General features: G+C 44.4%; 28 protein-coding genes. 26 read left to right on the top strand and 2 right to left on the bottom strand.

Features of this window, described 5'->3' with window-relative positions; genetic code table 11:
- The first annotated feature begins 243 nt into the window (after positions 1 to 243).
- The 17 genes from rplN to rplQ all read left to right on the top strand — a co-directional run bounded on the left by rplN (position 244) and on the right by rplQ (position 8779).
- Complete coding sequence (gene rplN / locus O9X84_RS12110; RefSeq protein ID WP_032094895.1) at positions 244 to 612, top strand: 50S ribosomal protein L14; 369 nt, start codon at positions 244 to 246, stop codon at positions 610 to 612.
- Between the two features lie 12 nt (positions 613 to 624).
- Positions 625 to 939, top strand: coding sequence for a 50S ribosomal protein L24 (gene rplX / locus O9X84_RS12105; protein WP_032094894.1), 315 nt, complete (start codon positions 625 to 627; stop codon positions 937 to 939).
- A 17-nt stretch (positions 940 to 956) separates the two neighbouring features.
- Positions 957 to 1496 carry a 50S ribosomal protein L5 gene (gene rplE / locus O9X84_RS12100; protein ID WP_032094893.1) on the top strand — a complete coding sequence of 180 codons (540 nt, stop codon included), beginning with the start codon at positions 957 to 959 and terminating at the stop codon, positions 1494 to 1496.
- A gap of 12 nt (positions 1497 to 1508) precedes the next feature.
- A complete protein-coding gene (gene rpsN / locus O9X84_RS12095) occupies positions 1509 to 1814 on the top strand; it encodes a 30S ribosomal protein S14 (protein WP_032094892.1) in 306 nt (101 codons plus the stop codon).
- A gap of 13 nt (positions 1815 to 1827) precedes the next feature.
- Positions 1828 to 2220, top strand: a complete 393-nt coding sequence (rpsH, locus tag O9X84_RS12090; protein WP_032094891.1) for a 30S ribosomal protein S8 — start codon at positions 1828 to 1830, stop codon at positions 2218 to 2220.
- A gap of 13 nt (positions 2221 to 2233) precedes the next feature.
- Positions 2234 to 2767, top strand: coding sequence for a 50S ribosomal protein L6 (rplF, locus tag O9X84_RS12085; RefSeq protein ID WP_032094890.1), 534 nt, complete (start codon positions 2234 to 2236; stop codon positions 2765 to 2767).
- Between the two features lie 12 nt (positions 2768 to 2779).
- Entirely contained in the window at positions 2780 to 3133 is a 354-nt protein-coding gene (rplR, locus tag O9X84_RS12080) for a 50S ribosomal protein L18 (protein ID WP_032094986.1), read from the top strand.
- A 9-nt stretch (positions 3134 to 3142) separates the two neighbouring features.
- Positions 3143 to 3643 (top strand): 30S ribosomal protein S5, encoded by a 501-nt coding sequence (rpsE, locus tag O9X84_RS12075; protein WP_032094889.1) that lies wholly within the window; start codon positions 3143 to 3145, stop codon positions 3641 to 3643.
- Between the two features lie 6 nt (positions 3644 to 3649).
- Positions 3650 to 3829, top strand: coding sequence for a 50S ribosomal protein L30 (rpmD, locus tag O9X84_RS12070; RefSeq protein ID WP_032094888.1), 180 nt, complete (start codon positions 3650 to 3652; stop codon positions 3827 to 3829).
- A gap of 4 nt (positions 3830 to 3833) precedes the next feature.
- Entirely contained in the window at positions 3834 to 4268 is a 435-nt protein-coding gene (gene rplO / locus O9X84_RS12065; protein ID WP_032094887.1) for a 50S ribosomal protein L15, read from the top strand.
- A gap of 5 nt (positions 4269 to 4273) precedes the next feature.
- Positions 4274 to 5593: a preprotein translocase subunit SecY gene (gene secY, locus O9X84_RS12060; protein WP_269520026.1), complete on the top strand. Its 1320-nt coding sequence runs from the start codon at positions 4274 to 4276 to the stop codon at positions 5591 to 5593.
- A 37-nt stretch (positions 5594 to 5630) separates the two neighbouring features.
- Positions 5631 to 5744 carry a 50S ribosomal protein L36 gene (rpmJ, locus tag O9X84_RS12055; RefSeq protein WP_013786217.1) on the top strand — a complete coding sequence of 38 codons (114 nt, stop codon included), beginning with the start codon at positions 5631 to 5633 and terminating at the stop codon, positions 5742 to 5744.
- A gap of 174 nt (positions 5745 to 5918) precedes the next feature.
- Positions 5919 to 6275 carry a 30S ribosomal protein S13 gene (gene rpsM / locus O9X84_RS12050; RefSeq protein WP_032094885.1) on the top strand — a complete coding sequence of 119 codons (357 nt, stop codon included), beginning with the start codon at positions 5919 to 5921 and terminating at the stop codon, positions 6273 to 6275.
- Positions 6276 to 6289: 14 nt separating this feature from the next.
- Entirely contained in the window at positions 6290 to 6682 is a 393-nt protein-coding gene (gene rpsK, locus O9X84_RS12045) for a 30S ribosomal protein S11 (protein WP_013786215.1), read from the top strand.
- A 24-nt stretch (positions 6683 to 6706) separates the two neighbouring features.
- Positions 6707 to 7327 carry a 30S ribosomal protein S4 gene (gene rpsD / locus O9X84_RS12040; protein ID WP_269520024.1) on the top strand — a complete coding sequence of 207 codons (621 nt, stop codon included), beginning with the start codon at positions 6707 to 6709 and terminating at the stop codon, positions 7325 to 7327.
- Between the two features lie 19 nt (positions 7328 to 7346).
- Complete coding sequence (locus O9X84_RS12035; protein WP_032094883.1) at positions 7347 to 8336, top strand: DNA-directed RNA polymerase subunit alpha; 990 nt, start codon at positions 7347 to 7349, stop codon at positions 8334 to 8336.
- Between the two features lie 41 nt (positions 8337 to 8377).
- Positions 8378 to 8779: a 50S ribosomal protein L17 gene (gene rplQ / locus O9X84_RS12030; RefSeq protein ID WP_032094882.1), complete on the top strand. Its 402-nt coding sequence runs from the start codon at positions 8378 to 8380 to the stop codon at positions 8777 to 8779.
- Between the two features lie 586 nt (positions 8780 to 9365).
- Here the strand turns inward: rplQ and O9X84_RS12025 are convergent.
- The gene (locus tag O9X84_RS12025; protein ID WP_269520022.1) at positions 9366 to 11504 is read right to left on the bottom strand and encodes a TonB-dependent receptor plug domain-containing protein; all 2139 of its coding nucleotides are present in this window, start codon (positions 11502 to 11504) and stop codon (positions 9366 to 9368) included.
- A gap of 71 nt (positions 11505 to 11575) precedes the next feature.
- On the opposite strand from O9X84_RS12025, the gene O9X84_RS12020 reads away from it, so the two are divergent.
- Positions 11576 to 11965 (top strand): MerR family transcriptional regulator, encoded by a 390-nt coding sequence (locus tag O9X84_RS12020; RefSeq protein ID WP_269520021.1) that lies wholly within the window; start codon positions 11576 to 11578, stop codon positions 11963 to 11965.
- Between the two features lie 98 nt (positions 11966 to 12063).
- Here O9X84_RS12020 and O9X84_RS12015 read toward each other — a convergent pair whose 3' ends face one another.
- The gene (locus tag O9X84_RS12015) at positions 12064 to 13131 is read right to left on the bottom strand and encodes a GGDEF domain-containing protein (RefSeq protein ID WP_269520020.1); all 1068 of its coding nucleotides are present in this window, start codon (positions 13129 to 13131) and stop codon (positions 12064 to 12066) included.
- 314 nt (positions 13132 to 13445) lie between these two features.
- Here O9X84_RS12015 and O9X84_RS12010 point away from each other — a divergent pair, with 314 nt between their 5' ends.
- From O9X84_RS12010 to O9X84_RS11975, 8 genes are all read left to right on the top strand, one after another.
- Entirely contained in the window at positions 13446 to 14810 is a 1365-nt protein-coding gene (locus tag O9X84_RS12010) for a flagellin N-terminal helical domain-containing protein (protein WP_269520019.1), read from the top strand.
- Between the two features lie 186 nt (positions 14811 to 14996).
- Positions 14997 to 16457, top strand: a complete 1461-nt coding sequence (locus O9X84_RS12005) for a phosphomannomutase CpsG (RefSeq protein ID WP_269520018.1) — start codon at positions 14997 to 14999, stop codon at positions 16455 to 16457.
- 137 nt (positions 16458 to 16594) lie between these two features.
- The gene (locus O9X84_RS12000) at positions 16595 to 16837 is read left to right on the top strand and encodes a type II toxin-antitoxin system Phd/YefM family antitoxin (protein WP_269520017.1); all 243 of its coding nucleotides are present in this window, start codon (positions 16595 to 16597) and stop codon (positions 16835 to 16837) included.
- Complete coding sequence (locus tag O9X84_RS11995; protein WP_269520016.1) at positions 16834 to 17097, top strand: Txe/YoeB family addiction module toxin; 264 nt, start codon at positions 16834 to 16836, stop codon at positions 17095 to 17097. Before O9X84_RS12000 ends, O9X84_RS11995 begins: the two co-directional genes overlap by 4 nt.
- Positions 17098 to 17265: 168 nt before the next feature.
- A complete protein-coding gene (locus tag O9X84_RS11990; protein ID WP_269520015.1) occupies positions 17266 to 18672 on the top strand; it encodes a mannose-1-phosphate guanylyltransferase/mannose-6-phosphate isomerase in 1407 nt (468 codons plus the stop codon).
- A gap of 242 nt (positions 18673 to 18914) precedes the next feature.
- On the top strand, positions 18915 to 20978 hold the full coding sequence (locus O9X84_RS11985) for an FG-GAP repeat domain-containing protein (protein ID WP_269520014.1): 2064 nt from the start codon (positions 18915 to 18917) through the stop codon (positions 20976 to 20978).
- A gap of 228 nt (positions 20979 to 21206) precedes the next feature.
- Positions 21207 to 21770, top strand: coding sequence for a hypothetical protein (locus O9X84_RS11980; RefSeq protein WP_269520013.1), 564 nt, complete (start codon positions 21207 to 21209; stop codon positions 21768 to 21770).
- 19 nt (positions 21771 to 21789) lie between these two features.
- Positions 21790 to 24256, top strand: a 2467-nt coding sequence (locus tag O9X84_RS11975) for a right-handed parallel beta-helix repeat-containing protein (protein WP_269520012.1), incomplete at its 3' end; no start/stop codon positions are given.

The raw sequence follows: 24256 nt of genomic DNA, 5'->3' as shown, positions 1-24256 counted from the left end.
AGCTCATAGAGTTCCTGCTTGATGACCTCCTCTGTGGTTATCATCACCCCAGTTTTTCAGCTGGGGTTTTTTTATCCACCCAGTCTAAAATTAATTCAATTTACCGCTATCGCTTAGCTAATAATTCTGTTATAGTTTCGCGCCCTTTTTATGGGGGTATGTACATAAAAGCAACGATATCCAGTTGTTTTTAGCAGCACAATAACGACTCGGGAGAGTCTTAATTTAGAGCGGAGCACTAACATGATCCAAATGCAAACTAACCTGGACGTTGCAGATAACAGCGGCGCTCGCAGGGTTCAGTGTATTAAGGTTCTTGGTGGCTCGCATCGCCGTTATGCAGGTATCGGTGACATCATCAAAGTTACTGTCAAGGAAGCAATTCCTCGCGGTAAAGTTAAAAAAGGTGACGTACTGAATGCAGTGGTGGTGCGTACTAGAAAAGGCGTTCGTCGTCCTGATGGTTCATCCATTCGTTTTGACGGTAACGCGGCTGTTTTGCTTAATGCAAACAAGCAACCAATTGGTACGCGTATCTTTGGCCCGGTAACCCGTGAGTTGAGAAGTTCAAACTTCATGAAAATCATCTCATTGGCCCCAGAGGTACTATAAGGAGTCACGATAATGGCTAATAAAATTCGTCGTGATGATGAAGTAGTCGTATTAGCGGGTAAAGACAAAGGCAAACAAGGCAAAGTCCTTAAAGTGCTTATGGCTGATGACCGTTTAATTATAGAAGGCGTTAATCTCGTCAAGAAACACACTAAGCCTAACCCTCAATTGGGTGTTGCTGGTGGTATTGTTGAGAAAGAAGCTTCTATTCACGTTTCTAATGTTGCGATTGTTAACCCAGCAACGGGTAAAGCAGATCGCGTTGGTTTCCGTTTCGAAGATGAGAAGAAAGTACGTTTCTTCAAATCTAACGGCGAACTTGTTTAATTATATTGGAGAGTACGATGGCGAAACTGCATGATTTCTATAAAGAAACAGTAGTAGCTGAACTTGCTAAGCAGTTCGGGTACAAAAGCGTCATGCAAGTCCCTCGGATTGAAAAAATCACTCTAAACATGGGTTTAGGTGAAGCAGTTGCTGACAAGAAGGTGCTTGAGAATGCTCAAGCTGACATGACGGCTATCGCCGGTCAGAAGCCGATTGTTACAGTTGCTAGAAAATCAGTAGCGGGCTTTAAAATCCGTGAAGGTTATCCGATTGGCTGTAAAGTAACCCTACGTGGCGAGCGTATGTGGGAATTCCTAGAGCGTTTGATTTCAATCGCTATTCCGCGTATTCGCGACTTCCGTGGTTTGAACCCAAAATCATTCGACGGACGTGGTAACTACAGCATGGGCGTGCGTGAGCAAATCATTTTCCCTGAAATCGATTTCGATAAAGTGGATAAGGTTCGCGGTATGGATATTACTATCACTACCAGTGCGAATTCTAATGACGAAGCACGTGCTCTGCTGGACGCGTTTAACTTCCCATTCAAAAAGTAGGGGTGTAGGGTTATGGCAAAAGAATCAATGAAAGCACGCGAAGCGAAGCGTACTAAGCTAGTAGCTAAGTATGCTGAGAAGCGCGCTGCACTTAAAGCGATTATCAGCGATGTTAACGCTTCTGAAGAAGAGCGTTGGGACGCTGTTCTGAAGCTGCAACAACTACCACGTGACTCTAGTTCTTCACGTCAACGTAACCGTTGTCGCGTAACTGGCCGTCCACATGGTTACCTACGCAAATTCGGCCTTAGCCGTATTAAGCTTCGCGAAGCAGCGATGCGCGGTGAAGTCCCTGGCCTTAAGAAAGCCAGTTGGTAAGGAGTAGCTGATAATGAGTATGCAAGATCCTATCGCGGATATGTTCACACGCATCCGTAACGGCCAGATGGCTCAGAAAGTTTCTGTAACTATGCCTTCTTCAAAAGTTCGCGTTTCTATATGCGAAGTGTTGAAGTCAGAAGGTTATATCACAGACTTTGCTGCATCAGGTGACGTTAAGCCTGTTTTAGAAGTTACGCTTAAGTACTTCGAAGGCAAGCAAGTAATTGACACTATCGAGCGCGTAAGTCGCCCCGGTCTGCGCATCTATAAGAAAAAAGATGAGCTTCCAAAGGTTATGGGTGGCTTGGGTATCGCTATCGTGTCGACTTCAAAAGGTGTGATGACTGACCGTGCAGCGCGTAACGCTGGCATGGGCGGTGAGATCATCGGTTATGTAGCATAACGGAGGAGTTGAAATGTCACGTATAGCAAAAGCCCCAGTAGACTTGGTTTCAGGCGTAGAAATATCTATCTCTGGCCAAGAAGTTACTGTAAAAGGTAGTAAAGGCACATTGAGCCGCGTTTTTAACGACGCTGTTGAAGTTGTACAAGAAGAGAACCAATTGAAAGCACTTCCTCGTGAAGGTTTTGCAAACAATTGGGCACAGGCTGGTACTGTTCGCTCACTTCTTAACGCAATGGTTCAAGGTGTTACGCAAGGTTTTGAGAAAAAGCTTCAGCTAAATGGTGTTGGTTACCGTGCGCAAGCACAAGGTAGCAAGCTTAACCTAACGCTAGGTTTCTCTCATCCTGTAGTATACGAAATGCCTGAAGGCATTACCGTTGAAACTCCTAGCCAAACTGAAATCGTCGTCAAAGGCGCCGATAAGCAGATGGTAGGACAGGTTGCGGCGAACATTCGTGGTTACCGTCCACCAGAGCCTTACAAAGGTAAAGGTGTACGTTACGCTGACGAACATGTACGTCGTAAAGAAGCTAAGAAAAAGTAGGTGGGTGATACGATGGATAAGAAAACAGCTCGCATTCGTCGCGCAACTCGCGCACGAGCAAAAATTCGTGAACTGGCCGCGCATCGCTTGGTTATTAACCGCACACCTCGCCACATATACGCTCAGCTTATCGCCCCGTGCGGTTCTGAAGTATTAGCGGCGGCTTCAACTGTTGAAAAGGATCTTGCAAAAGATCTTAAGTCTACAGGTAACGCTGAAGCAGCGACGGTAGTCGGAAAAGCAATCGCAGAGCGCGCTATTGAGAAAGGCATTAAAGCAGTGGCTTTCGATCGTAGTGGCTTCCAATACCACGGTCGCGTTAAAGCATTAGCTGATGCAGCTCGCGAAGCTGGCCTTCAGTTCTAGGAGTTTATAATGGCTAAACAAGACGTTCAGAACGGTGAACTGTTAGAGAAATTGATTGCCGTTAACCGCGTATCTAAAGTGGTTAAAGGTGGTCGTATCTTTAGTTTCACTGCATTGACAGTAGTGGGTGACGGTAACGGTCGCGTAGGTTTCGGTTATGGTAAGGCACGTGAAGTTCCTGCTGCAATCCAGAAAGCTATGGAAAAGGCACGTCGCAATATGGTTGACGTTGACCTAAATGGCAATACGTTACAGCACCCTATTAAAGGTCGTCACTCTGGCTCTAAAGTTTACATGCAGCCTGCATCAGAAGGTACCGGTATCATCGCCGGCGGTGCAATGCGTGCAGTACTTGAAGTAGCTGGCGTACAAAACGTACTTTCAAAATGTTACGGCTCTACAAACCCAATCAACGTTGTTCGTGCAACAATCAACGCGCTGACAGAGATGAATTCTCCAGCGAAAGTTGCTGCGAAACGTGGATTGTCTGTAGATGAAATTTTGGGGTAATCAGACATGGCAACGATTAAAGTAAAGCAAACTAAAAGTGCTATCGGCAGACTGCCTAAGCACAAAGCTACGCTTAAAGGCTTAGGTCTTCGTAAGATCAACCATGTTCGTGAACTGGAAGATACCCCAGCCGTACGTGGCATGGTCCACCGTGTACATTACATGGTCGAGATAGTGGAGGAGTAAGAACATGCGTTTAAATACTATTGCTCCTGCACCAGGGGCTCATAAATCTGGTAAGCGTACTGGTCGAGGCATCGGCTCAGGTCTTGGTAAAACGAGTGGTGTAGGCCACAAAGGTCAAAAAAGCCGTTCAGGTGGCCGTGTTAAGCCAGGATTCGAAGGTGGTCAGATGCCTTTACAGCGTCGTCTTCCGAAATTCGGTTTCACTTCACGCAAGAGCTTTGTTACTGATCAAGTAACACTTGCAGAAATCGCAAAAGTAGACGGTGATACAGTTTCTCTTGAAACTTTGAAAGCAGCAGGTCTTGTTAAGAAAGAAATGTTGTTTGTAAAAGTAGTTAAGAGCGGCGAGTTATCACGTGCTGTTACAGTAAGCGGTTTAAAGGTTACTAAAGGCGCTAAAGAAGCGATTGAAGCTGCTGGCGGTAAAGTAGAGGAATAAGCTAGATGGCTAAACCAGGATTGGATTCAGGCGCTAAAAGCGGCTTGAGTGAGCTTAAAGCAAGATTGTTGTTCGTACTTGGTGCGATTGTTGTTTTCAGATTGGGTTCTTATGTTCCTATTCCGGGCATCGATCCAGCTGTACTTGCTGACTTGTTCGAGCAACAGAAAGGCACCATTGTAGAAATGTTTAACATGTTCTCTGGTGGTGCGCTTGAGCGTGCATCCGTTCTGGCTTTGGGCATTATGCCATACATTACTGCATCCATTATTATGCAGTTGCTCTCGGTGGTTCATCCACCGATGGTAGAGCTTAAAAAAGAAGGCGAAGCAGGCCGTCGTAAAATCAGTCAGTACACGCGTTATCTAACGCTTGTACTTGCTATTTTCCAGTCGATAGGAATATCGACTGGCCTGCCAAACCTAATTAATGGATTGGTATTGAACCCTGGCTTCGGATTCTACTTTACAGCGGTAGTGAGCTTGGTCACAGGGACTATGTTCCTCATGTGGTTGGGTGAGCAAATTACTGAACGAGGTATCGGCAACGGTATTTCTATCTTGATTTTTGCTGGTATTGTTGCAGGTTTACCTACAGCAATCGGTCAAACGGCAGAGCAAGCAAGGCAGGGCGACATTAACTTGTTATTCCTCCTGTTGATTGCTGTGATTGTTATTGCGCTTACATACCTCGTTGTATTTGTAGAGCGCGGACAACGCAGAATTGTGGTAAACTACGCGAAACGTCAGCAAGGCCGTCAGGTTTTTGCAGCGCAGAGCACGCATTTACCGCTGAAGGTCAACATTGCTGGTGTAATTCCACCAATCTTTGCTTCCAGCATTATTCTGTTCCCAGGAACTATCGCAGGATGGTTCGGTCAGAATGAATCAACAGCATGGTTGCAGGACGTAGCGTTAATGCTATCTCCAGGTCAACCGCTGTACGTAATGTTATATGCAACAGCAATCATCTTCTTTTGCTTCTTCTACACGGCGTTGGTTTTCAACCCGCGTGATACAGCAGATAATTTGAAGAAGTCTGGTGCGTTTATTCCTGGCATCCGCCCGGGTGAACAAACATCGCGTTATATTGATAAGGTAATGACTCGCCTCACACTGGCTGGCGCACTATACATAACCTTTATTTGTTTAGTGCCTGAATTCATGCTAATTGCTTGGAATGTTCCGTTCTACTTCGGTGGTACGTCGCTTCTAATCATAGTAGTGGTTATCATGGACTTTATGGCACAGGTGCAGACGCATTTGATGAGTAGTCAATATGAGTCTGTTCTGAAGAAAGCTAATCTTAAAGGCTACGGCCGTTAAGTTAGCCCCTTAATATTAAAGATAGGGGAGTGATGTAATGAAAGTTCGTGCATCAGTTAAAAAGATTTGCCGTAACTGTAAAGTTATCAAGCGCAACGGTGTTGTGCGTGTAATTTGTACAGAGCCAAAGCATAAGCAAAGGCAAGGTTAATCTAAGCGGTACAGAATACTTGCAAAGCTACTAAGCAGAATCCGGAGCATACTTATCGGGTTCTGCTAGTTTTGTTTATAGGTGTTTTGAACCTTTATTTGCAATTTGGTCGACGGATGAGTATCCTATCGGGCTTTTTAGGTCGTCGACAAATAAACAAGAGGAGTGCTGTTAATGGCCCGTATCGCTGGCATTAACATTCCTGAGCACAAGCATGCTGTAGTCGCTATCCAAGCGATTTATGGTGTAGGCCTCACACGTGCGAAAAGCATTTGTGCAGGTGCTGGTGTTGCAGAAGATACAAAAATCAAAGAGCTAGACGAAGCGACTATCGATAAGCTTCGTGACGAAGTGGCGAAATTTACTGTTGAAGGTGATTTACGTCGTGAAGTCTCTATGAGCATCAAACGTTTGATGGACCTGGGTTGCTTCCGTGGTATTCGCCACCGTCGTAGCTTGCCTCTACGTGGTCAGCGCACTAAAACTAATGCGCGTACCCGTAAAGGTCCTCGTAAGCCAATTAAGAAGTAAGCGGGGAGTAAGTTATGGCAAAAGCACCAGCTCGTAGTACGCGTAAGCGCGCTAAACGTCAGGTTGCAGACGGTATGGCTCATATCCATGCGTCTTTCAACAACACAATTGTGACTATTACAGACCGTCAAGGCAATGCACTAGCATGGGCGACATCTGGTGGTTCAGGTTTCCGTGGTTCACGTAAATCTACCCCATTTGCTGCGCAGGTAGCTGCTGAGCGTGCAGGTGTAGCTGCACAAGAATACGGTCTTAAGAACCTAGAAGTGTTCGTAAAAGGTCCAGGTCCAGGCCGTGAGTCTGCGATCCGTGCTCTTAACGCTACTGGTTATAAGATCACAAATATTACCGATGTGACACCTATTCCTCACAACGGTTGTCGTCCACCGAAAAAACGTCGCGTTTAATCGACGGACAGTTGGAGAAAGATCATGGCAAGATATTTGGGTCCAAAACTCAAACTTAGCCGTCGCGAAGGAACTGACTTGTTCCTTAAAAGCGGCGTTCGCGCAATCGATTCTAAATGTAAGATCGATACAGCGCCTGGTCAGCATGGTGCCCGTCGTGGCCGTTTGTCTGATTACGGTGTTCAGCTGCGTGAAAAACAAAAAGTTCGTCGTATGTTCGGCGTACTGGAAAAACAATTCCGCAACTACTATAAAGAAGCTGCGCGTCTAAAAGGCAACACAGGTGAAAACTTGTTACAGCTTTTAGAGCAGCGTCTAGATAACGTGGTTTATCGTATGGGATTTGCTAGTACACGTGCTGAAGCACGTCAGCTAGTAAGCCACAAGGCGATCATGGTAAATGGTCAAGTTGTGAACATTCCATCGTTTAACGTTTCTGCCGAAGACGTGGTTTCTGTTCGTGAGAAAGCGAAAAAGCAAGCGCGTATCGTAGCTGCTTTAGAGCTGGCTGACCAACGTGAGAAGCCGACCTGGATTGAAGTAGACAGCACTAAAATGGAAGGCACTTTCAAGCGCATTCCAGAAAGAACTGATTTGTCTGCTGAAATTAACGAACAGTTGATCGTCGAACTTTACTCTAAGTAAAGCTAACTAAAGAGGAAGCATTGTGGGTTCTGTGACTGAATTCCTAAAACCGAGATTAGTAGAGATCGAAAACGTTTCTCCTACTCGTGCCAAAGTAACTTTGGAACCACTAGAGCGCGGCTTTGGCCACACTCTAGGTAACGCCCTACGTCGTATATTACTGTCATCTATGCCAGGATGTGCAGTTACCGAGGTAGAAATAGATGGCGTTCTTCACGAGTACAGCACCAAAGAAGGTGTACAAGAAGACGTTATCGAAATCTTGCTAAATCTTAAAGGTTTAGCGGTTCGCCTTGAAGGTAAAACTGAGGCAACCCTAACTCTAGTGAAATCTGGCGCTGGCCCTGTTGTTGCTGGTGATATTCAGCATGATGGCGACGTAGAAATTGTTAACCCTGATCACTTAATTTGTACTTTGACAGGCGAAGCTGAAATCAGCATGCGCGTTAAAGTAGAAATGGGTCGCGGTTATGTTCCAGCTTCTACCCGTCGCTCCTCTGAAGAAGATGATCGTCCAATTGGTCGTTTATTAGTTGATGCTTCATACAGCCCAGTAGAGCGTATTGCGTACACTGTTGAGTCTGCTCGTGTTGAACAACGCACAGACTTAGACAAACTAATCATTGACATGGAAACAAACGGTACTTTAGATCCTGAAGAAGCGATCCGCCGTTCTGCTACCATTCTTGCTGAACAGCTTGATGCATTCGTAGACTTACGTGATGTATCTGAGCCGGAAGCGAAAGAAGAGAAGCCGGAATTCGATCCGATTCTACTTCGCCCAGTTGATGACCTAGAGTTAACAGTACGTTCTGCTAACTGCTTAAAAGCAGAAGCTATCCAGTACATTGGTGACCTGGTACAGCGCACTGAGGTTGAGCTACTTAAAACGCCTAACCTTGGTAAGAAATCGCTAACTGAAATCAAAGATGTTCTAGCATCTCGTGGTTTGTCTCTAGGCATGCGCCTAGAAAACTGGCCGCCAGAGAGCATCGCTGAAAAAGATTAATCAGGTTTTTATCAAACTGATTTGTAGAGAAGGATAAAACTATGCGCCATCGTAAGAGTGGTCGTCAGTTGAATCGCAACAGCAGCCATCGTCAAGCTATGTTCAAAAACATGGCCGGTTCTTTGGTCAAGCACGAAGTGATCAAAACTACGTTACCAAAAGCGAAAGAATTACGTCGCGTAATCGAGCCACTAATCACTATGGCTAAAGAAGACAGCGTTGCAAATCGTCGTCTAGCTTTTGCCCGTACAGGTGATAAAGAGGTCGTAGGTAAACTGTTTAACGAGCTTGGTCCTCGTTACGAAGCACGCCCAGGCGGTTACACTCGCATTTTAAAATGTGGTTTCCGTGCTGGCGACAATGCCCCAATGGCATATGTTGAGCTAGTTGACCGTCCAGTTGTTGAAGCTGAAGAAGAAGTAGTAGAAGCAACTGAAGAGTAAATATTACTCAAATAGAAATGGGGTCAGAACGAAAGTTCTGACCCCATTTTTTTTACCCTAAATAAATGGGGTCAGGTCCAAATTAATGACCGTGTCTTCCTCGAAATAAATGGGGTCAGATCCTGAGGGATCCCCACGAATTTAATTTCATGTGCTTCCAGCCCAGGCCTCATCGACTAAGGAGCTGTACCACGTGAGTGCAGCTTTCCATTGTCGCATGGTAAACCGTACCCGGCACGCGATAGCCCTGAGCCCAAGATAGTGGAACGATAACACGGGCTTCGTCTCGGTGTTAGCTTGGAACCGACGATGTTTATTAGCGGTAACAAGCACCATCCCAAGCACTATTGCGACGAGAGAGGCTAACGTTGTCAGTAGTACCAATATCGTAACGTAAAGCTAAACCTGACAGGCATAGTTTGATAGACCAATTGTGACGACAAATTGTGACAGTCATAAATAACTAAACCTGACAGGCATAATTAGATTAGACAAATTGTGACTAGACAAATTGTGACAGTCACAAATAACTAAACCTGACAGGCATAATTAGATAACAGGCATAATTAGATACTTGTCATTTAGCCTATTCCCCAAACTTTATTCTTACTCCTGCATTCGCTATGAACCCATCGTTCCGCGACCAGATGTCGGTAGTCCACTGGCCACTAGGCGCACGGTTTGGTAACAAAGTGGGATGCTCATCGCTTTGTTTAAAATCAAGAAGGTTTTCTAGATTAACAAAGTAACTTATTCTCCCAACAGTAATTTCCCCCATTAAGCCTAAATGCCAGTACGGCGAGGTTTTATCGATGTAAGGATTATCGTTAACCTGTTGTGTGCCGGTGTAATAGGCCTCAAACCCCGCCCGAAAGTTACCATGTTGCTCCCACATCGCTACAAAACCTGCAGAGTGTTTAGGTGTCAGTGCCATAGCCTGCGGTGTATTGTCAGTTACGGAGTTCTCTTGCGCATCAACGTAAAGGTAGTTAGCCGTTAGCTTTATATCGTCAAAATAGTAACGCACAAGTACTTCAGAACCGCGTATCTCAGTTTCACCGTCTCGGTTCACTAAACGCACGCGATCTAAGTTTTCAGTATCTGTATTAGCCTCCGCTAGTGAAGAGAAAGCCTCAAGAGCCGTTGCGTTCTCAACGTCAGAACCAAAGAAAGTTAGACTGGTTTCGATACTTCCTACGGTATAAGTGAAATCTAAAGATGCAGTTTCTGCTCGTTCTTCATCGAGCCCGTTAATGGCGGCGAGTCGTGATAGCCCTGCTGCTTCTATTTCTTCAACAAACGGTGTAGGTGCGTAAAAGCCCTGACCGTAACTGCCCCTTACCGTTAAGTCACCAGGTTTGTACAACACAGATAAGCGAGGGCTGACCTGCATCCCATATCGATTATGATCGTCCATACGCACACTATAAGAAGTAGTGACTGTCTCTGTTAATTCATGATCGAGTTGAGCAAACAGCCCTGGTACTTCATAGGTATAGTCAAACTGTGGGTAGGTGTCAGACTTATAGATGTCAGATTGGTAGGCAATTCCCACCACCCAATCTATCTTATCGGTATATCCGGCTAGGCTAGTTTCAGCAAGGTAGCTTTCGTGCTTATCATCGTTTAGTGCGCCATCTTCTAGAATATTACCAAATTGATGCTCGTGTTCCTGAATCATCGCCGAAGCACGAGATGAAAGCGTCATAACCTCGCCTACGGGCATGCTAAATACAAACCCTGCGTCGGAGCGGGTTGAATCTTGAGCCTGCAAAAACTCTGTTGCTTGTGAGTTAGCGCTGCTAGTTACAGGAGGAACCACACCACCATTAGTATTGCCGCCGTTACGATTCTCTGTCATGTGCCCAGCGGTAAAATAAAGGCTTTCTCCATTATCGCCCTGCCAAAACAGCCTTGGACGAAATGTATATCTTTCATAGCCTGCTAAGTCTATCCAGTTGTCATTATCAATATCTACACTGCGTTGATGATGCGCCCCTGCCGTAATAGATCCTTTTAACGAATCTGACAAAGGCGATTCAACATAGGTAGTAAAATCTTGGCCGTCACGGGTGGTGAGGTTGATTAAAGCATCTCCTGTAAATTCATTTCCTGGCTGTCTTGAAACAAGGTTAATTACACCACCTAAGGCAGAGCCCCCATAAAGAGATGAGGCAGAACCTTTAATAATCTCAACTCTTCCAAGATCTGTAGGAGGGATTTGCAGTAAGCCAATAGAAGCTGCCTGGTTGCCGTATAAGGGCAGCCCATCGGCTAATAGCTGTGTATAACGCCCATACATTCCTTGAAGGCGAATATTCGCGCTACCAAGGGCAGGGGATGTAGTTTGAACCCGTACTCCGCCTGTTTCTGCCACTAGCATGGAAATATTGCCTGGTCGCATGGTGGCCTTTTCTGTGATCTCTTCTCTGTTAATAAGCTCAACTCTGATCGGTTGCTCATTAGCAATTCGGCCAGACCGGGTTGCTTGAACGACTATTTTTTCAATAGATTCTTCATGTTCATGTTCATGTTCATGTTCTTGTTCTGAATCTGCGGCGTAAACCAACGAAGCATTCGCTAACGCAACTGCTACTAATGAAAAACGAAAAACGCGTTTAGATACCGAGCATGCTGATAACAGAGGCTGGGGCAGAAATAGTATTGAAGATGATTGAGAAGGTAGGCCGATGTTTGTGAGTATTTTCTTGTGGTACTTAATCATGAATCGAAACAAATTAAACAGTTTTATAATGATACAATGATTATAAAGATTACAGTGACTAGAAGGTCAAGATGAGAATAAGTGAACTTGCTACTGCGACTCAAACTTCGGTAAAAACTATTCGTTATTACGAACAAGTTGGTTTAATTACTAAGACGACAAGAAGTGACAACGGATATCGGCAATACGGTGATAAAGACACAAAAACACTTATTTTTATACGCAGATGCCGAGCACTTAATATGGCCATAAGCGATATTAAGCAGTTACTTTTACTGCAACAAAACCCTGCGGCGTCATGCGAGGCAGTTGATAGTATGGTTAAAAAGCAGTTAGATGATATTCGACAGCAACAAAAAGAGTTAGCTTTGTTAGAACATACGCTGTCATCCCTAGCCGCTTCATGCGCGAACCAAAAAATAGAAGACTGCTGTATTTTAAGTCAGTTACAAGCAAATTAGCATATATTGGGGTCAGAACCGAATATTCAGTACGCTAAATCGCATCAAAGCTTGATGTTCAAAAGCAACGATTCTTAGTTTGTCGTTGTAAAGCCAGTTTAAGTTGCAATGTAAGCCCGTGCCTTACCATCATGCTTCGCTTGATATAAAGCTTCATCGGCAACTCTGATTAATTCGTCAGTCACTTCACCTCGTTTACACTGAACTATGCCTGCACTAAATAAAACCGGAGTGTTTAGCGGTGTAATACATTGATTCATCGCAAGTAGCTCGTTTAGCCGGGCTTTAGCTTGCACCGCCGATACATTCTGTAGTAACAATACAAATTCCTCTCCTCCCCAACGCGCAATAATGTCGTCTTCGCGAGTGCTTTCACGAAGCATACGAGTAAATGCTTTTAAAACATTATCGCCTTCATTGTGGCCTAGTTCGTCGTTGATCTTTTTAAAGTCATCTATGTCTAAAATTGCCAAAGAATGATTCCCAGCATTATTTGTTGCCATCGCCGTTTTCACTAGCGACAGAAACTTAGCGCGATTATAAACACCGGTTAAATGGTCGGTTTCAGACAATTCTTTCGATACTTTATGCTCTGCCCGAAGCTGATCAAAAGCTTTTTGACGTGTGCCCTCATAAAACCTAAATAATAAAAGTTGCACAATAGCAGCCTCTGTTACATTAAGTATGGCGCCTGTCGATATTGTAATAGGTATGCCGCTTGAGGCTTGCTCTGATACAAGATAGATGCACACGCAAAGAGTGATGCTTGAGAGCGCCGCACCGCCGCGACGACCTAGCAGAAAGAAGGTAAACGGGAGAATAATAGTTGCCCAAACCAATGAATAAGCGCGACCCTCAACGCTTATCAAAAAATACAGCATAACCGCAGTAACAGCGATAGAAATAAGCCATGCAGTAAATTTCACATTACCCGATTTTCTAAAGGCAAAATATATGGCGAGAGTAAGTAGAAATCCAAAAAAGTCCATTAGTGCGAGCTGAACATTCTTGAAACCAAATGCGTTAATAGTGGATAAGATTGGAAACACTAAACAAGACAATAGTAGGGTATGTTGAATTAGCTTAATGCGCCAATAATCTTCGCTAAACTGTGCATGCGAATATTCCTTATACCACCACCTCAGACCATACATTTTACTTCTCATAAAACTCTACTGCTTATTACCATCGTTATGTTTTTGCACTCTAAAAAGCCAACAGTATGCCTGTTTAGTTGACCACCGTTAAGCACAAATTAAGTAGGGTCAGAACCACATTTACCTCTTAATGTTCATCTTTAAACCCGCTCGTGTTCATAAACGTGAAACTGCTGGCAGAGAATTTGCTACTTTCATATCGATGAAACGTGAACCAATACACTTAAAAAGTCACTTAACACGATAAAGCCATAATACGGTAAGTTTTAGCACCATCGGTGGTAGGCAACGTAGGCACTGACCAATAGTAAACAGGGAAGCAAATGTTATCAGTATCGGGCAAGTATCAATCTTTAGGGTTATCAACGTTTAGAAGTAACGCAGTTGCTACATCTCTAGAGCGCTTAAGTTCAGGGCTTCGCATTAACAGCGCTGCCGATGATAGCGCTGGCCTCCAAATCTCTAATCGGCTGACGTCAGAGCGTAATGCCTATACGCAACTGAATCGAAACCTGAATGACGGTATAAGCTATGCGCAAGTGGCAGAAGGTGGGCTGCAGGAATCTGCCGCTATACTGCAGCGAATGCGGCAACTATCTATCCAATCTCAAAACGGTATTAACAGTAAAAGCGACAGAGCAGCCCTGGATAAAGAATTCCAAACACTTAAATTAGAGCTCAATGCCATTGCGTACGGAACCGAAGTATTCAACCGTCTTCCCTTAGTAGGTGATGCTAATCTGTTAAGTGATAATGTGCCTTCATTAGGCGACAGATTCGCTCAGGGTGTAACACAGTCTCTTCCAAGCGGCTTGCAATCTATAGCGTACATACCAGCCGGTTCGAGTAATGTTCAGGTGAATATAAACGACAACGGCGCTAACGACGATATACAAGTATTTACAACCAGCGGTAAACACCTTGCCGGCACGCCTATTACTAATGCAACGTGGAGTGCCGGTTCTAATAATATTTCTAACGTAGCCGATGTTGAATCTCGCTTCTTTTTGACCACAAACGGATACAATGCCGACGCGAGTTACGATGACAGCGAATTACTCACCAGTGGAACTGCAACTATAGACGGTAACACCATTTCATTTAGCGGTGATCAAAATGGCGCAACACCGTCAAACCTAAACGAGTTTTTAACTATTTCAAGCAACTCTCAACCATTAATCATTTCGGTAATCGGTAGTGGTGTTTTTAATGTTACCGCTACATGGGATTCACTAGGCGGTGAGGATGAAAGAGCGTTCAATTTAGGCCCAGCTGATATTACTGCTACTAATAAGCTCGGTAAGGGCACTGAATATATAGAAGTAACGAAAACGCCTGCCACATTAGAAGACTTAAGTTTAGAAGGCACTTCTATCAATAGCGAACAGAATGCTGAAGCAGCCCTAAGTCAAATTGATGCAGCACTGAACACCGTGAGTGAAAGTCGTGCCTTTTACGGCGCAAAGCTCAATCAAATGACATCAGCCTTAAACGTAAACGCCATTGCTAATGAAAATATCAACGCTGCACGATCACGAATTACCGACACTGATTATGCGGCAGAAACCGCACAACTGACCCAAAGCCAAATAGTAGAGCAAGCAAGTATTAGCGTGCGAGCACAGGCCCAGTCGAGCGAAAACCAAGTGTTAGGCCTACTAAACGGCATTGCAGAACAAACTGCATAAATGGGGTCAGAACAACATTCTTGTTCCACTAACCGCTCAGTATGTGTTCTTTTTCTATCTTTAACAAAAATAGATAATAGAATGCGCGTAGTAATATTACTCGCTAGATGATTTAATATATGTCCTTGCGACTTAGCATTTATAGAACAATTTTCATCATCCCAGTAAAGGAATAGAGACTCAGTAATGGCCAACCCAATTACCTGTTTTAAAGCTTACGATATTCGTGGCGAACTTAACGCTCAGTTAACCGAAGAAGTGGCTTACCGCATAGGCTATGCCTTTGCCGAAGAACTCGATGCCAAAACTGTGGTAGTAGGCAGCGATGTGCGCTTAACCTCTACACCGCTTAAATTAGCGCTTACCGCTGGGCTAATTGATGCTGGCGCAAATGTAACCGATATTGGCATGGCGGGCACAGAAGAAATTTACTTTGCCACTAAGCACCTTGGCGTAGACGGCGGCATTGAAGTCACCGCAAGCCACAACCCTATCAACTACAACGGCATGAAGCTGGTAAAAGCCGGCTCTATCCCCATTAGTGGCGACACGGGCCTTAACGCCATAAAAGAGCGGGCAGAAGATCTTAGCGACAAGTTTGTTAACGGCCGCTTGGATCACTACTTCAATAACGAAACTGTAGATGCCGATGCCTTCTTCAACGGTCAGGCCCACACGCAAGAAGACAATCTAACCAGTACTGGCCAGTATACAAAAAGCTCTTGTATGAGTGATTACGTAGAACACATGCTTTCGTATGTCAATCTAGATAACTTTACACCGCTTAAAGTGGTAGTGAATGCCGGTAACGGCTCTGCGGGCCCCGCTTTAGATGCCATTGAAAAGGCTATGCACAATAAAAACGTACCTATTGAATTCATTAAGGTGCATCACAACGCAGACGGTACCTTTCCAAATGGCATTCCTAACCCGCTGCTACCAGAAAACCGTGCCGATACCGCCGATGCAGTAAAAGCGTCTGGTGCCGATTTTGGTATTGCGTGGGACGGCGATTTCGACCGCTGCTTTTTATTCGATGCCGACGGTGAATTTATAGAAGGCTATTACATTGTAGGGCTACTTGCCGAAGCCTTTATCGAAAAAAACACCGACAGCAAAATTATTTACGACCCGCGCGTTTATTGGAACACCGAAGACATCGTTGCCAACGCAGGCGGTACGCCCATAAAATCGAAAACTGGCCATGCCTTCATTAAAGAGCGCATGCGCAAAGAGGATGCAGTATATGGCGGTGAAATGAGCGCCCATCACTACTTTCGCGACTTTGCCTACTGCGATTCAGGCATGATCCCTTGGTTACTTATTGCTGAACTTGTGTGTGTAAAAAAACAAACCCTCGCCAGCATGGTTAAAGAGCGTATTAAAGCCTTCCCTTCCTCGGGCGAAATTAACAGCAAGCTAAAAGATGCCGATGCCGCATTAGAGCGCGTTACCAGTAAATACCAGCCGCTAGCCAGCGTTATTGATACTACCGACGGCCTAGGGTTAGAGTTTGATACGTGGCGCTTTAACTTACGTAAATCGAATACCGAACCGGTAATTCGCCTGAACGTAGAAAGTAAAGGTGATATTCCGCTAATGGAAGAAAAAACCAAAGAGGTGCTTGCGCTAATTCGTGCAGAGTAAGTCTTTCAGACATGCAGTGCTTAACTAAAAAGGGGGCGTGAGTGAAAACTCAAGCCCCCTTATCTCCTTGAGAGTGATACTTCTTGACGAGGGGTGTACGTTTTGGCGTACGTTGTACTTTCTTTAGAGGGCATTTTATGACTACACTATCAGCCACAGAGGCTAGAGCTAATTTGTATCGCGTAATCGATGAAACCGCAGAATCCCATAAGCCAGTATTAATTACGAGTAAGCGAAATAATGCCGTGTTGCTTTCTGAGAGTGATTGGAATTCAATTCAAGAAACGTTATACCTTCTCTCTGTTTCGGGAATGCGAGAATCTATCAAAGCGGGAATGCAAGAAGATGTAGCTAGCTGTTCAGAGGAAGTAGATTGGTGACATGGAATGTCGTTTATACCAAACAAGCGCAAAAAGATGCGAAAAAACTCGCTAGTGGTGGCTTAAAAGCCAAGGCAAAAACACTCATTCAGATCATAAGTGAAAGCCCTTATCAAACACATCCACCTTATGAAAAATTGGTCGGAGATTTAGACGGAGCGTATTCTCGGCGCATCAACATACAGCAGCGCTTGGTTTATCAAGTTCTAGACGATATCCAGACAGTCAAAGTGTTACGCATGTGCACTCATTACGCCTAGTAATAATCGGGTCAAAGTAAAAAACTCTGCTCCCATTTTTAGAAATAGTTACTCTTACCCAGTCATTTCCACATTTGCCATTTAATCAATATTCATTCCTTTGTATACTACCCAGAGTAACTTAATTTTAGGACGTGGGCACCGTACTCACACATCAAGGATCTTACAATGAAACCAGTAGTATTAGCTGGCGGCTCAGGTAGCCGTTTATGGCCAAAGTCGCGAGCAGCGCTTCCAAAGCAGTTTCTATCGCTTACTTCAGACAGCACTATGCTGCAAGACACTATTACTCGCTTAAAAGGCACGAAGGCCCAAAGCCCCATTTTCATTTGTAATGATGCGCATCGTTTTTTAGTTGCAGAACAGCTTCGCCAAAAAAGTATCCATCATGGGGGCATATTGCTTGAGCCAGTGGGCCGAAACACAGCACCAGCCATCGCATTAGCTGCGCTTCACGCAACAATGAACGGTGAAGATCCGGTTCTTTTAGTATTAGCTGCAGACCACTTAATTCAAGATAACCAAGCTTTTCACCATGCGATAGAAAAAGCAGAAAAGTTAGCAGAAGCAGGAAAGCTTGTTACCTTTGGCATAGTACCTGATCAGCCGCACACCGGTTATGGTTACATAAAAGCGGGTAGCGAACTTGGCGATGGGTTTGAAGTAGCAGAATTCGTTGAAAAACCAGCATTAGCGACCGCTAAAGAATACGTAGATTCAGGTAGTTACTTTTGGAACAGCGGTATGTTTATGTTTAAGGCAAGCCGCTACTTGGAAGAGCTAGCTAAATATAATGCTGAAATGCTAGATGTATGCAAGCGTGCTATTGATACCGAAACACCTGATTTAGACTTTATCCGAGTAGATCACGATATCTTTGCTACTTGCCCAGATGATTCTATCGACTACACCGTGATGGAAAAAACTGACAGCGCAGCTATGGTGCCACTTGATGCAGGCTGGAGTGATGTAGGCAGCTGGTCGTCATTGTGGGAAACTGCGGAAAAAGACGAGAACGGCAACGCTACTGTAGGCGATACCATTTTAGAAAATACCAAAAATAGCTACGTAAATGCAGAGCAGCGTTTAGTTTCTGTCATCGGATTAGAAGACGTAATTGTCGTAGAGACGAAAGACGCTGTAATGGTTGCCCATAAAGACGACGCGCAAAGCATAAAAACTGTTGTAAACAAGCTTAAAGCAGAGCACCGTCCAGAGTTTGAGTTTCACCGTGAAGTATTTCGCCCATGGGGAAGCTACGACTCTATCGACAGCGGTGCACGCTTCCAGGTAAAACGCATCACAGTTAAGCCGGGCGAAAAGTTATCGGTTCAAATGCATCATCACCGCGCAGAGCACTGGATTGTAGTATCAGGCAGCGCCAATGTAACTATTGATGAAGAAACTCAGTTAGTTACTGAAAACGAATCAGTGTACATTCCGATTGGAGCGGTACATGCCCTAGAAAACCCAGGCAAAATTCCACTAGAGCTAATTGAAGTTCAGTCGGGCGCATATCTTGGCGAAGATGATATTGTTCGTTTTTCTGATAGATATGGGCGAGTGGCGAAGTAGAAAGTATTTCTTTGTCTTCATTTTTCGCGGAAGCTAAAGTCGAAAGGGTTAGGCATACTAACCCAATCGACCAGTTAAACGAGTTCCAACTATTGGAATAAGCCGATGCTTCTGTACTCACCAACCAATGAACTTATTAATTATCGATAAGGCTCAGGTCATTATTTCTGCCGATTTTGTTGTTTAGGAAAGATACAGCATACACAGAAGCTTCTACTACCATTAGTTTACAAGGATTAGTAATGTATATAAAAAACCTCATTTCACTGACTTTATTTTTTATTAGCATATTTTCTGGGGCAATTTTAGCCGAAGACCTTACACCCCCCGATCTCATAGACTTTTCGATATCACCGACTACAGTCGACGTAAGTCAAACCAGCCAAATAGTAACGGTTATTATGCGTATAACTGATGATGAATCTGGTGTGGTCAAACCCAATGTCACCGCAGGTAGTGAGAGAAACAGTGCGTCCACAGGTTTCGGAGCAGTTAGGCTTGTCTCAGGAGATGATTTAGATGGTATTTGGGAGGCAGCACTCACTGTACCTCAAGGAACTACATCAGGGGATTGGAGTGTTACGCTATTTCCATTAAAAGATAATGCGGATAACTCAGGTAGCTTCGGTCCGCCTAGTGAATTCGATTCTTCATTTACAGTTTTATCTGATGCCGAAGACCTAACAGCCCCAGAACTTCTGGAGTTTACTATATCGCCCACCAATGTTGATGTTAGTCAAACCAGCCAAGTCGTGACAGTAACCATGCGTATAACTGATGATGAGTCTGGTGTGGTCACCCCTAATGTTACTGCAGGTAGCGACATAAACAATGCGACCACAGGTTTCGGAGCAGTTAGACTTGTTTCTGGAGATAATTTAGATGGTATTTGGGAGGCAGCGCTCACTGTACCTCAAGGAACTACATCAGGCGATTGGAGTGTTACGCTATTCCCATTAAAGGACAACGCGGATAACTCAGGTAGCTTCGGTCCGCCTAGTGAATTCAATTCTTCATTTACAGTTTTATCTGATGCCGAAGACTTAACAGCCCCAGAACTTCTAGAGTTTAATATATCGCCCACCACTGTTGATGTTAGCCAAACCAGTCAAGTCGTGACAGTAACCATGCGTATAACTGATGATGAGTCTGGTGTGGTCACCCCAAGTGTTACTGCAGGAAGCGACATAAACAATGCGACCACAGGTTTCGGAGCAGTTAGGCTTGTTTCTGGAGATGATTTAGATGGTATTTGGGAGGCAGCGCTCACTGTACCTCAAGGAACTACATCAGGCGATTGGAGTGTTACGTTATTCCCATTAAAGGATAATGCGGATAACTCAGGCAGTTTCGGCCCTCCAGATAGGTTTAACGAAAAATTTGTCGTAACAAATAATTCTTTGCCTACGAAGCATGATGTTGATGGCGATGGCAAGGCAGACATTCTTTGGCGCAACACAAACGATGGTCGAAACTGGATGTGGTCTATGGATGGACTATCTACGACTAAAAACGCAGGTATTAATGTTATCGCAGATCAAGCATGGAACATTGTAGGCCGCGGTGATTTCGATGGCGATGGCAAATCAGATATATTGTGGCGTAATCAAGCAACTGGCCGTAATTACATTTACCTAATGGATGGGTTCAACATTAAGCAGCGTGGTGAACTAAATTACATCTACGACACGCAGTGGAAAATTAAAGAAGTCATGGATTTCAATGGCGATGGTAAAGACGATATTATTTGGCGCCACGAAGGAAGAGGCGATACGTGGATATATTTGATGGATGGTATTGAGGCAAACTCCTCTATACCCAGCCTAAAAGTGGCAGATTTAAACTGGCAAATTGTCGGTAGCGGCGATGTTAATGGTGATGGATTTGATGACATTATTTGGCGTCACAAAATAAAAGGTACAAATTATATCTGGCTCATGAATGGATCCAATATTTCAAGCCGATACACGCTCAACACGGTTAATACCAACTGGGACATTGTTGGAGCTGGAGATATTGATGGGGACGGCACTGACGACATTATTTGGAGAAATCGTAGTGACGGCCGAAATTGGGCTTATCTTATGGGCAATGGTGAGATAAAAACCAGTTCACTTATCAACACAGTGAATAACAGTGATTGGAAAATTGCAGATATTGCCGACCTTGATAGTGACGGAAAAGCTGATTTATTCTGGCGACAACAGCAGTCAGGGCAAACTTACATATATCTTATGGATGGCCCTAAGGTTAATTTGGGAGGTTATGGAAAGTCTGTAAGCATCGAATGGATAGTCATAAACTAACTCGTTGCTTGAAATAGCTTGTAACACTTTAATGGAATAGTGAGAGCCAAACAAATTCTCGTGAAATCAGAGGCTCGTTGAAAAATAATTGTTACGCCTTACTAATTACAAAGCAGGCCAGCGGCCTGCTTTATTGTTTATAAGGCTTTGTTGAGTTAAACTTTCACAAATAAGTAACATCTGCACAATAATTGTAGTAGTAAGCACAAGAGCAGGGAGCGCTAGGCTGTGTCAGTTTTGTTTAAAACTAGTTTCAAAAATTCATTCCTTTTACCTTTAGCCTTTTTGTTTATTACCTATTCAACCCATTCTTTGTCTAGTGACTTATCTGATGGTGTGAGCGAAGGTAAGTTAGTATCGATATCGATTGGCAAAGGGTACACATTTCTCGACGTTGAAAAAGCCGACGGGACAGCTTTGCAATTGGCAGCCGCCTCAATTGATACTAAGCCAAAGGTTGGCGATACAGTTTTCTGGAAAAATGCCAGAAAATCTACCAATTACTTTAGCAAAACAGAAAGCAAAGCCTTCAACGAACTATTCATTGTTGAGATTGTAAAAAGCATACATCGCTCTGGCATTGTGCTGTCTACCCAATCTGTTAATAACGACATTTATGTAGCGGTAAAAACCAAACGTCAAGAATATATGCTTGTTATAGATAAACGACTTTTAGCTAATGATTTAGTTGCCGGCCAAAACGTTGGGTGGGAATACAGAGTTGCTCAGACTGAAAAGAATAATCTAATAAGAGTAAAATCTTTAGCAATCTTAAACGAAAAGAATAAGTAAAAATTTAAGGAACTAAACGATGAAATTGAAAGGGATGTCGATTAACGCATTCGTGTGTGCCCTTGTATCTCCGCTTATAGTAGCTGCATCAGAAACAGGCACTATTCAATTAGTTGATGAGGCTGGCCTATCAGTACTTACCTACTCAAGTGGTGAAGCAATTCATGTCGAAGTATCAGATCCAGATCTAAACAGTAACCTTTCTATTGTTGAATCCGTTCAAGTTCTAGTTACATCTGAAACTGAGAATACAGGTTCACAGGCAAGCCACACACTGGCGATTGCCGGTAAGAACAATGTGGGCGACGGCTCACTGCGGGTGATGAGCACCGGTTACGACACACTCACCGAAGACTGGACAGTCACGGCGGTTAACTCTTATTCATTTATTGTTACGGGCAGTGAGTCGGGCTTACAAAGTCAGCAGTATGATATTTACGCAAACGACAATGGCTATGTGACAGACAATAGCGAAGTGCGCTTTAAGATAGACACGGGCGCTGTCGGGTTTAATACCGGTGATAGTTTCACGTTCAGTACTATCGCGGGCACGATTGTGGGTGAGGCGGTTACGCTCACTGAAACCGATGTGGATAGCGGCGTGTTCACAGGCAGTATTGATGTGAACGAGACGGCCACGCCTTTAGAGGGCGATGGTTTACTCGATATCCAGACGGGCGATTTAATTACCGCAGTGTATACCGATGCCGCGGGCGATTGGGGTGATGAAGAGCAAGTTCGCACTACAGCGCTTTATGCAGCCACGGTACTACCTGGCGCAACGTTACTTAAAGATACGGTATGGACGAAAGAGAATAGCCCGTATCTTATTACCGGTGACATTACCGTTTCATCGGATGTCACGCTAACCATTATGGCAGGCGTAGAAGTCTTGTTCTTAGCGAATAGTGACGACACATCTGATGGCCAAAACCCTTATAACAGTGAGCTATGGATAAACGGGAGTTTGGTCGTCGCGGGTAACGACGATGACAAGGTCGTTTTCACGAGCAGCAATCGTAACGGTGAAGTAGGCGACTGGGGCGGCATTCGTATCAATAATGGCTCAGCTAGTATCGCGCATATGCTGATGGAATACAGTGACTACGGTATTGCGACGCAAGACATGTATGACAATGCCGTATTTAGCATTACTCACAGTGAGCTAACCAATAACCGCCAAGCGATAAGTGCGTTCAGTTTATATAACAATGGCACGGCTATCGTATCAAACAACCATATTCATGATAATGCGGGCTATGCGTTGCAAGCGAGTTACGGTAATGCCGTGTGGTCAATCAATAACAACACGATTGAAAATAATGGCAGTACGATATACCTATACGACATTAAGGGCCTCACTCTCGATGGTAATACCATTACCGGAAACCAGAATAGAGGGGTTTATTTAGACAGTATAGAAGGTGATATGGTTATTACCGACAACGTTATCACTGATAATCAAGACGGGGGTATCTATGGCTATAGTTACTCATACGGAAACAATACCAGTGACTATACCGCCACCATTACAGGCAATACGGTAAGCGGTAATAACGGTAGCGGTATTGAGCTCACGTTGAGTAAGCATAACCATATTGATGTGAGTAATAACGAGGTAGACGGTAACAGTGGGTCGGGTATCCGTTTGTACGGTGAGTCTAATGCCACGAAGGCGTCAGTGCATAACAACACCATTACGAACAATGGCCAAGATGGCTACTATGGCAGCGGTGTTGGTCTGTACATCAGCGGTAACGTTGTGCCTTCTATTGTTGGCAATGTGATTGACGGTAACGGTGCGGGTGTATACGTGAGTTACGCAGAGAGTAGCGGCAACAGTAACGCTGAAGTTAGCGGCAACCAAATCACCAATAACGATGATTACGGTATTAGTGTGCACAACTACGCCAACCCTGCGATCAACGGCAATGACATATACGGCAACGGTGGTTATGCGTTAGCGAACCACACGAGTAATGCGATAAATGCGAAAAACAACTGGTGGGGTGAAGACGACACGGCTGAAATGAATGAGGGGGATAACCCTAAGGCGTTAAGCTTTATTTATGATGGCAGTGAAAATAGCGCTACGGGAGGGGTTAACTACTCAGGTTGGTTAAACGGCAGTATTACTACCGGTGGTGAGCCCACATCACAAACGAGCACAGGTGAACTGTATTTAGTGGACAGCGAAGGTAACGTGGCGCAAACCTACGAAAGCGGCGCGACGGTATACCTTAACCTAGCGGATATAGACGGTAACATCAGTACGTCAGACGTCGACACCATTACAGTATTAGTGACCAGCGAAACTGAAGATACGGGCGAGAAAGCAAGCCACACACTGGCGATTGCAGGTAAGAACAATGTGGGCGACGGCTCACTGCGGGTGATGAGCACCGGTTACGACACACTCACCGAAGACTGGACAGTCACGGCGGTTAACTCTTATTCATTTATTGTTACGGGCAGTGAGTCGGGCT

This window comes from Alteromonas sp. BMJM2 (genome assembly GCF_027257845.1).
Taxonomy (GTDB): Bacteria; Pseudomonadota; Gammaproteobacteria; order Enterobacterales; family Alteromonadaceae; genus Alteromonas.
Note: the sequence above shows the minus strand (reverse complement) of the source record. Positions and strands in the feature narration are given on the sequence as shown.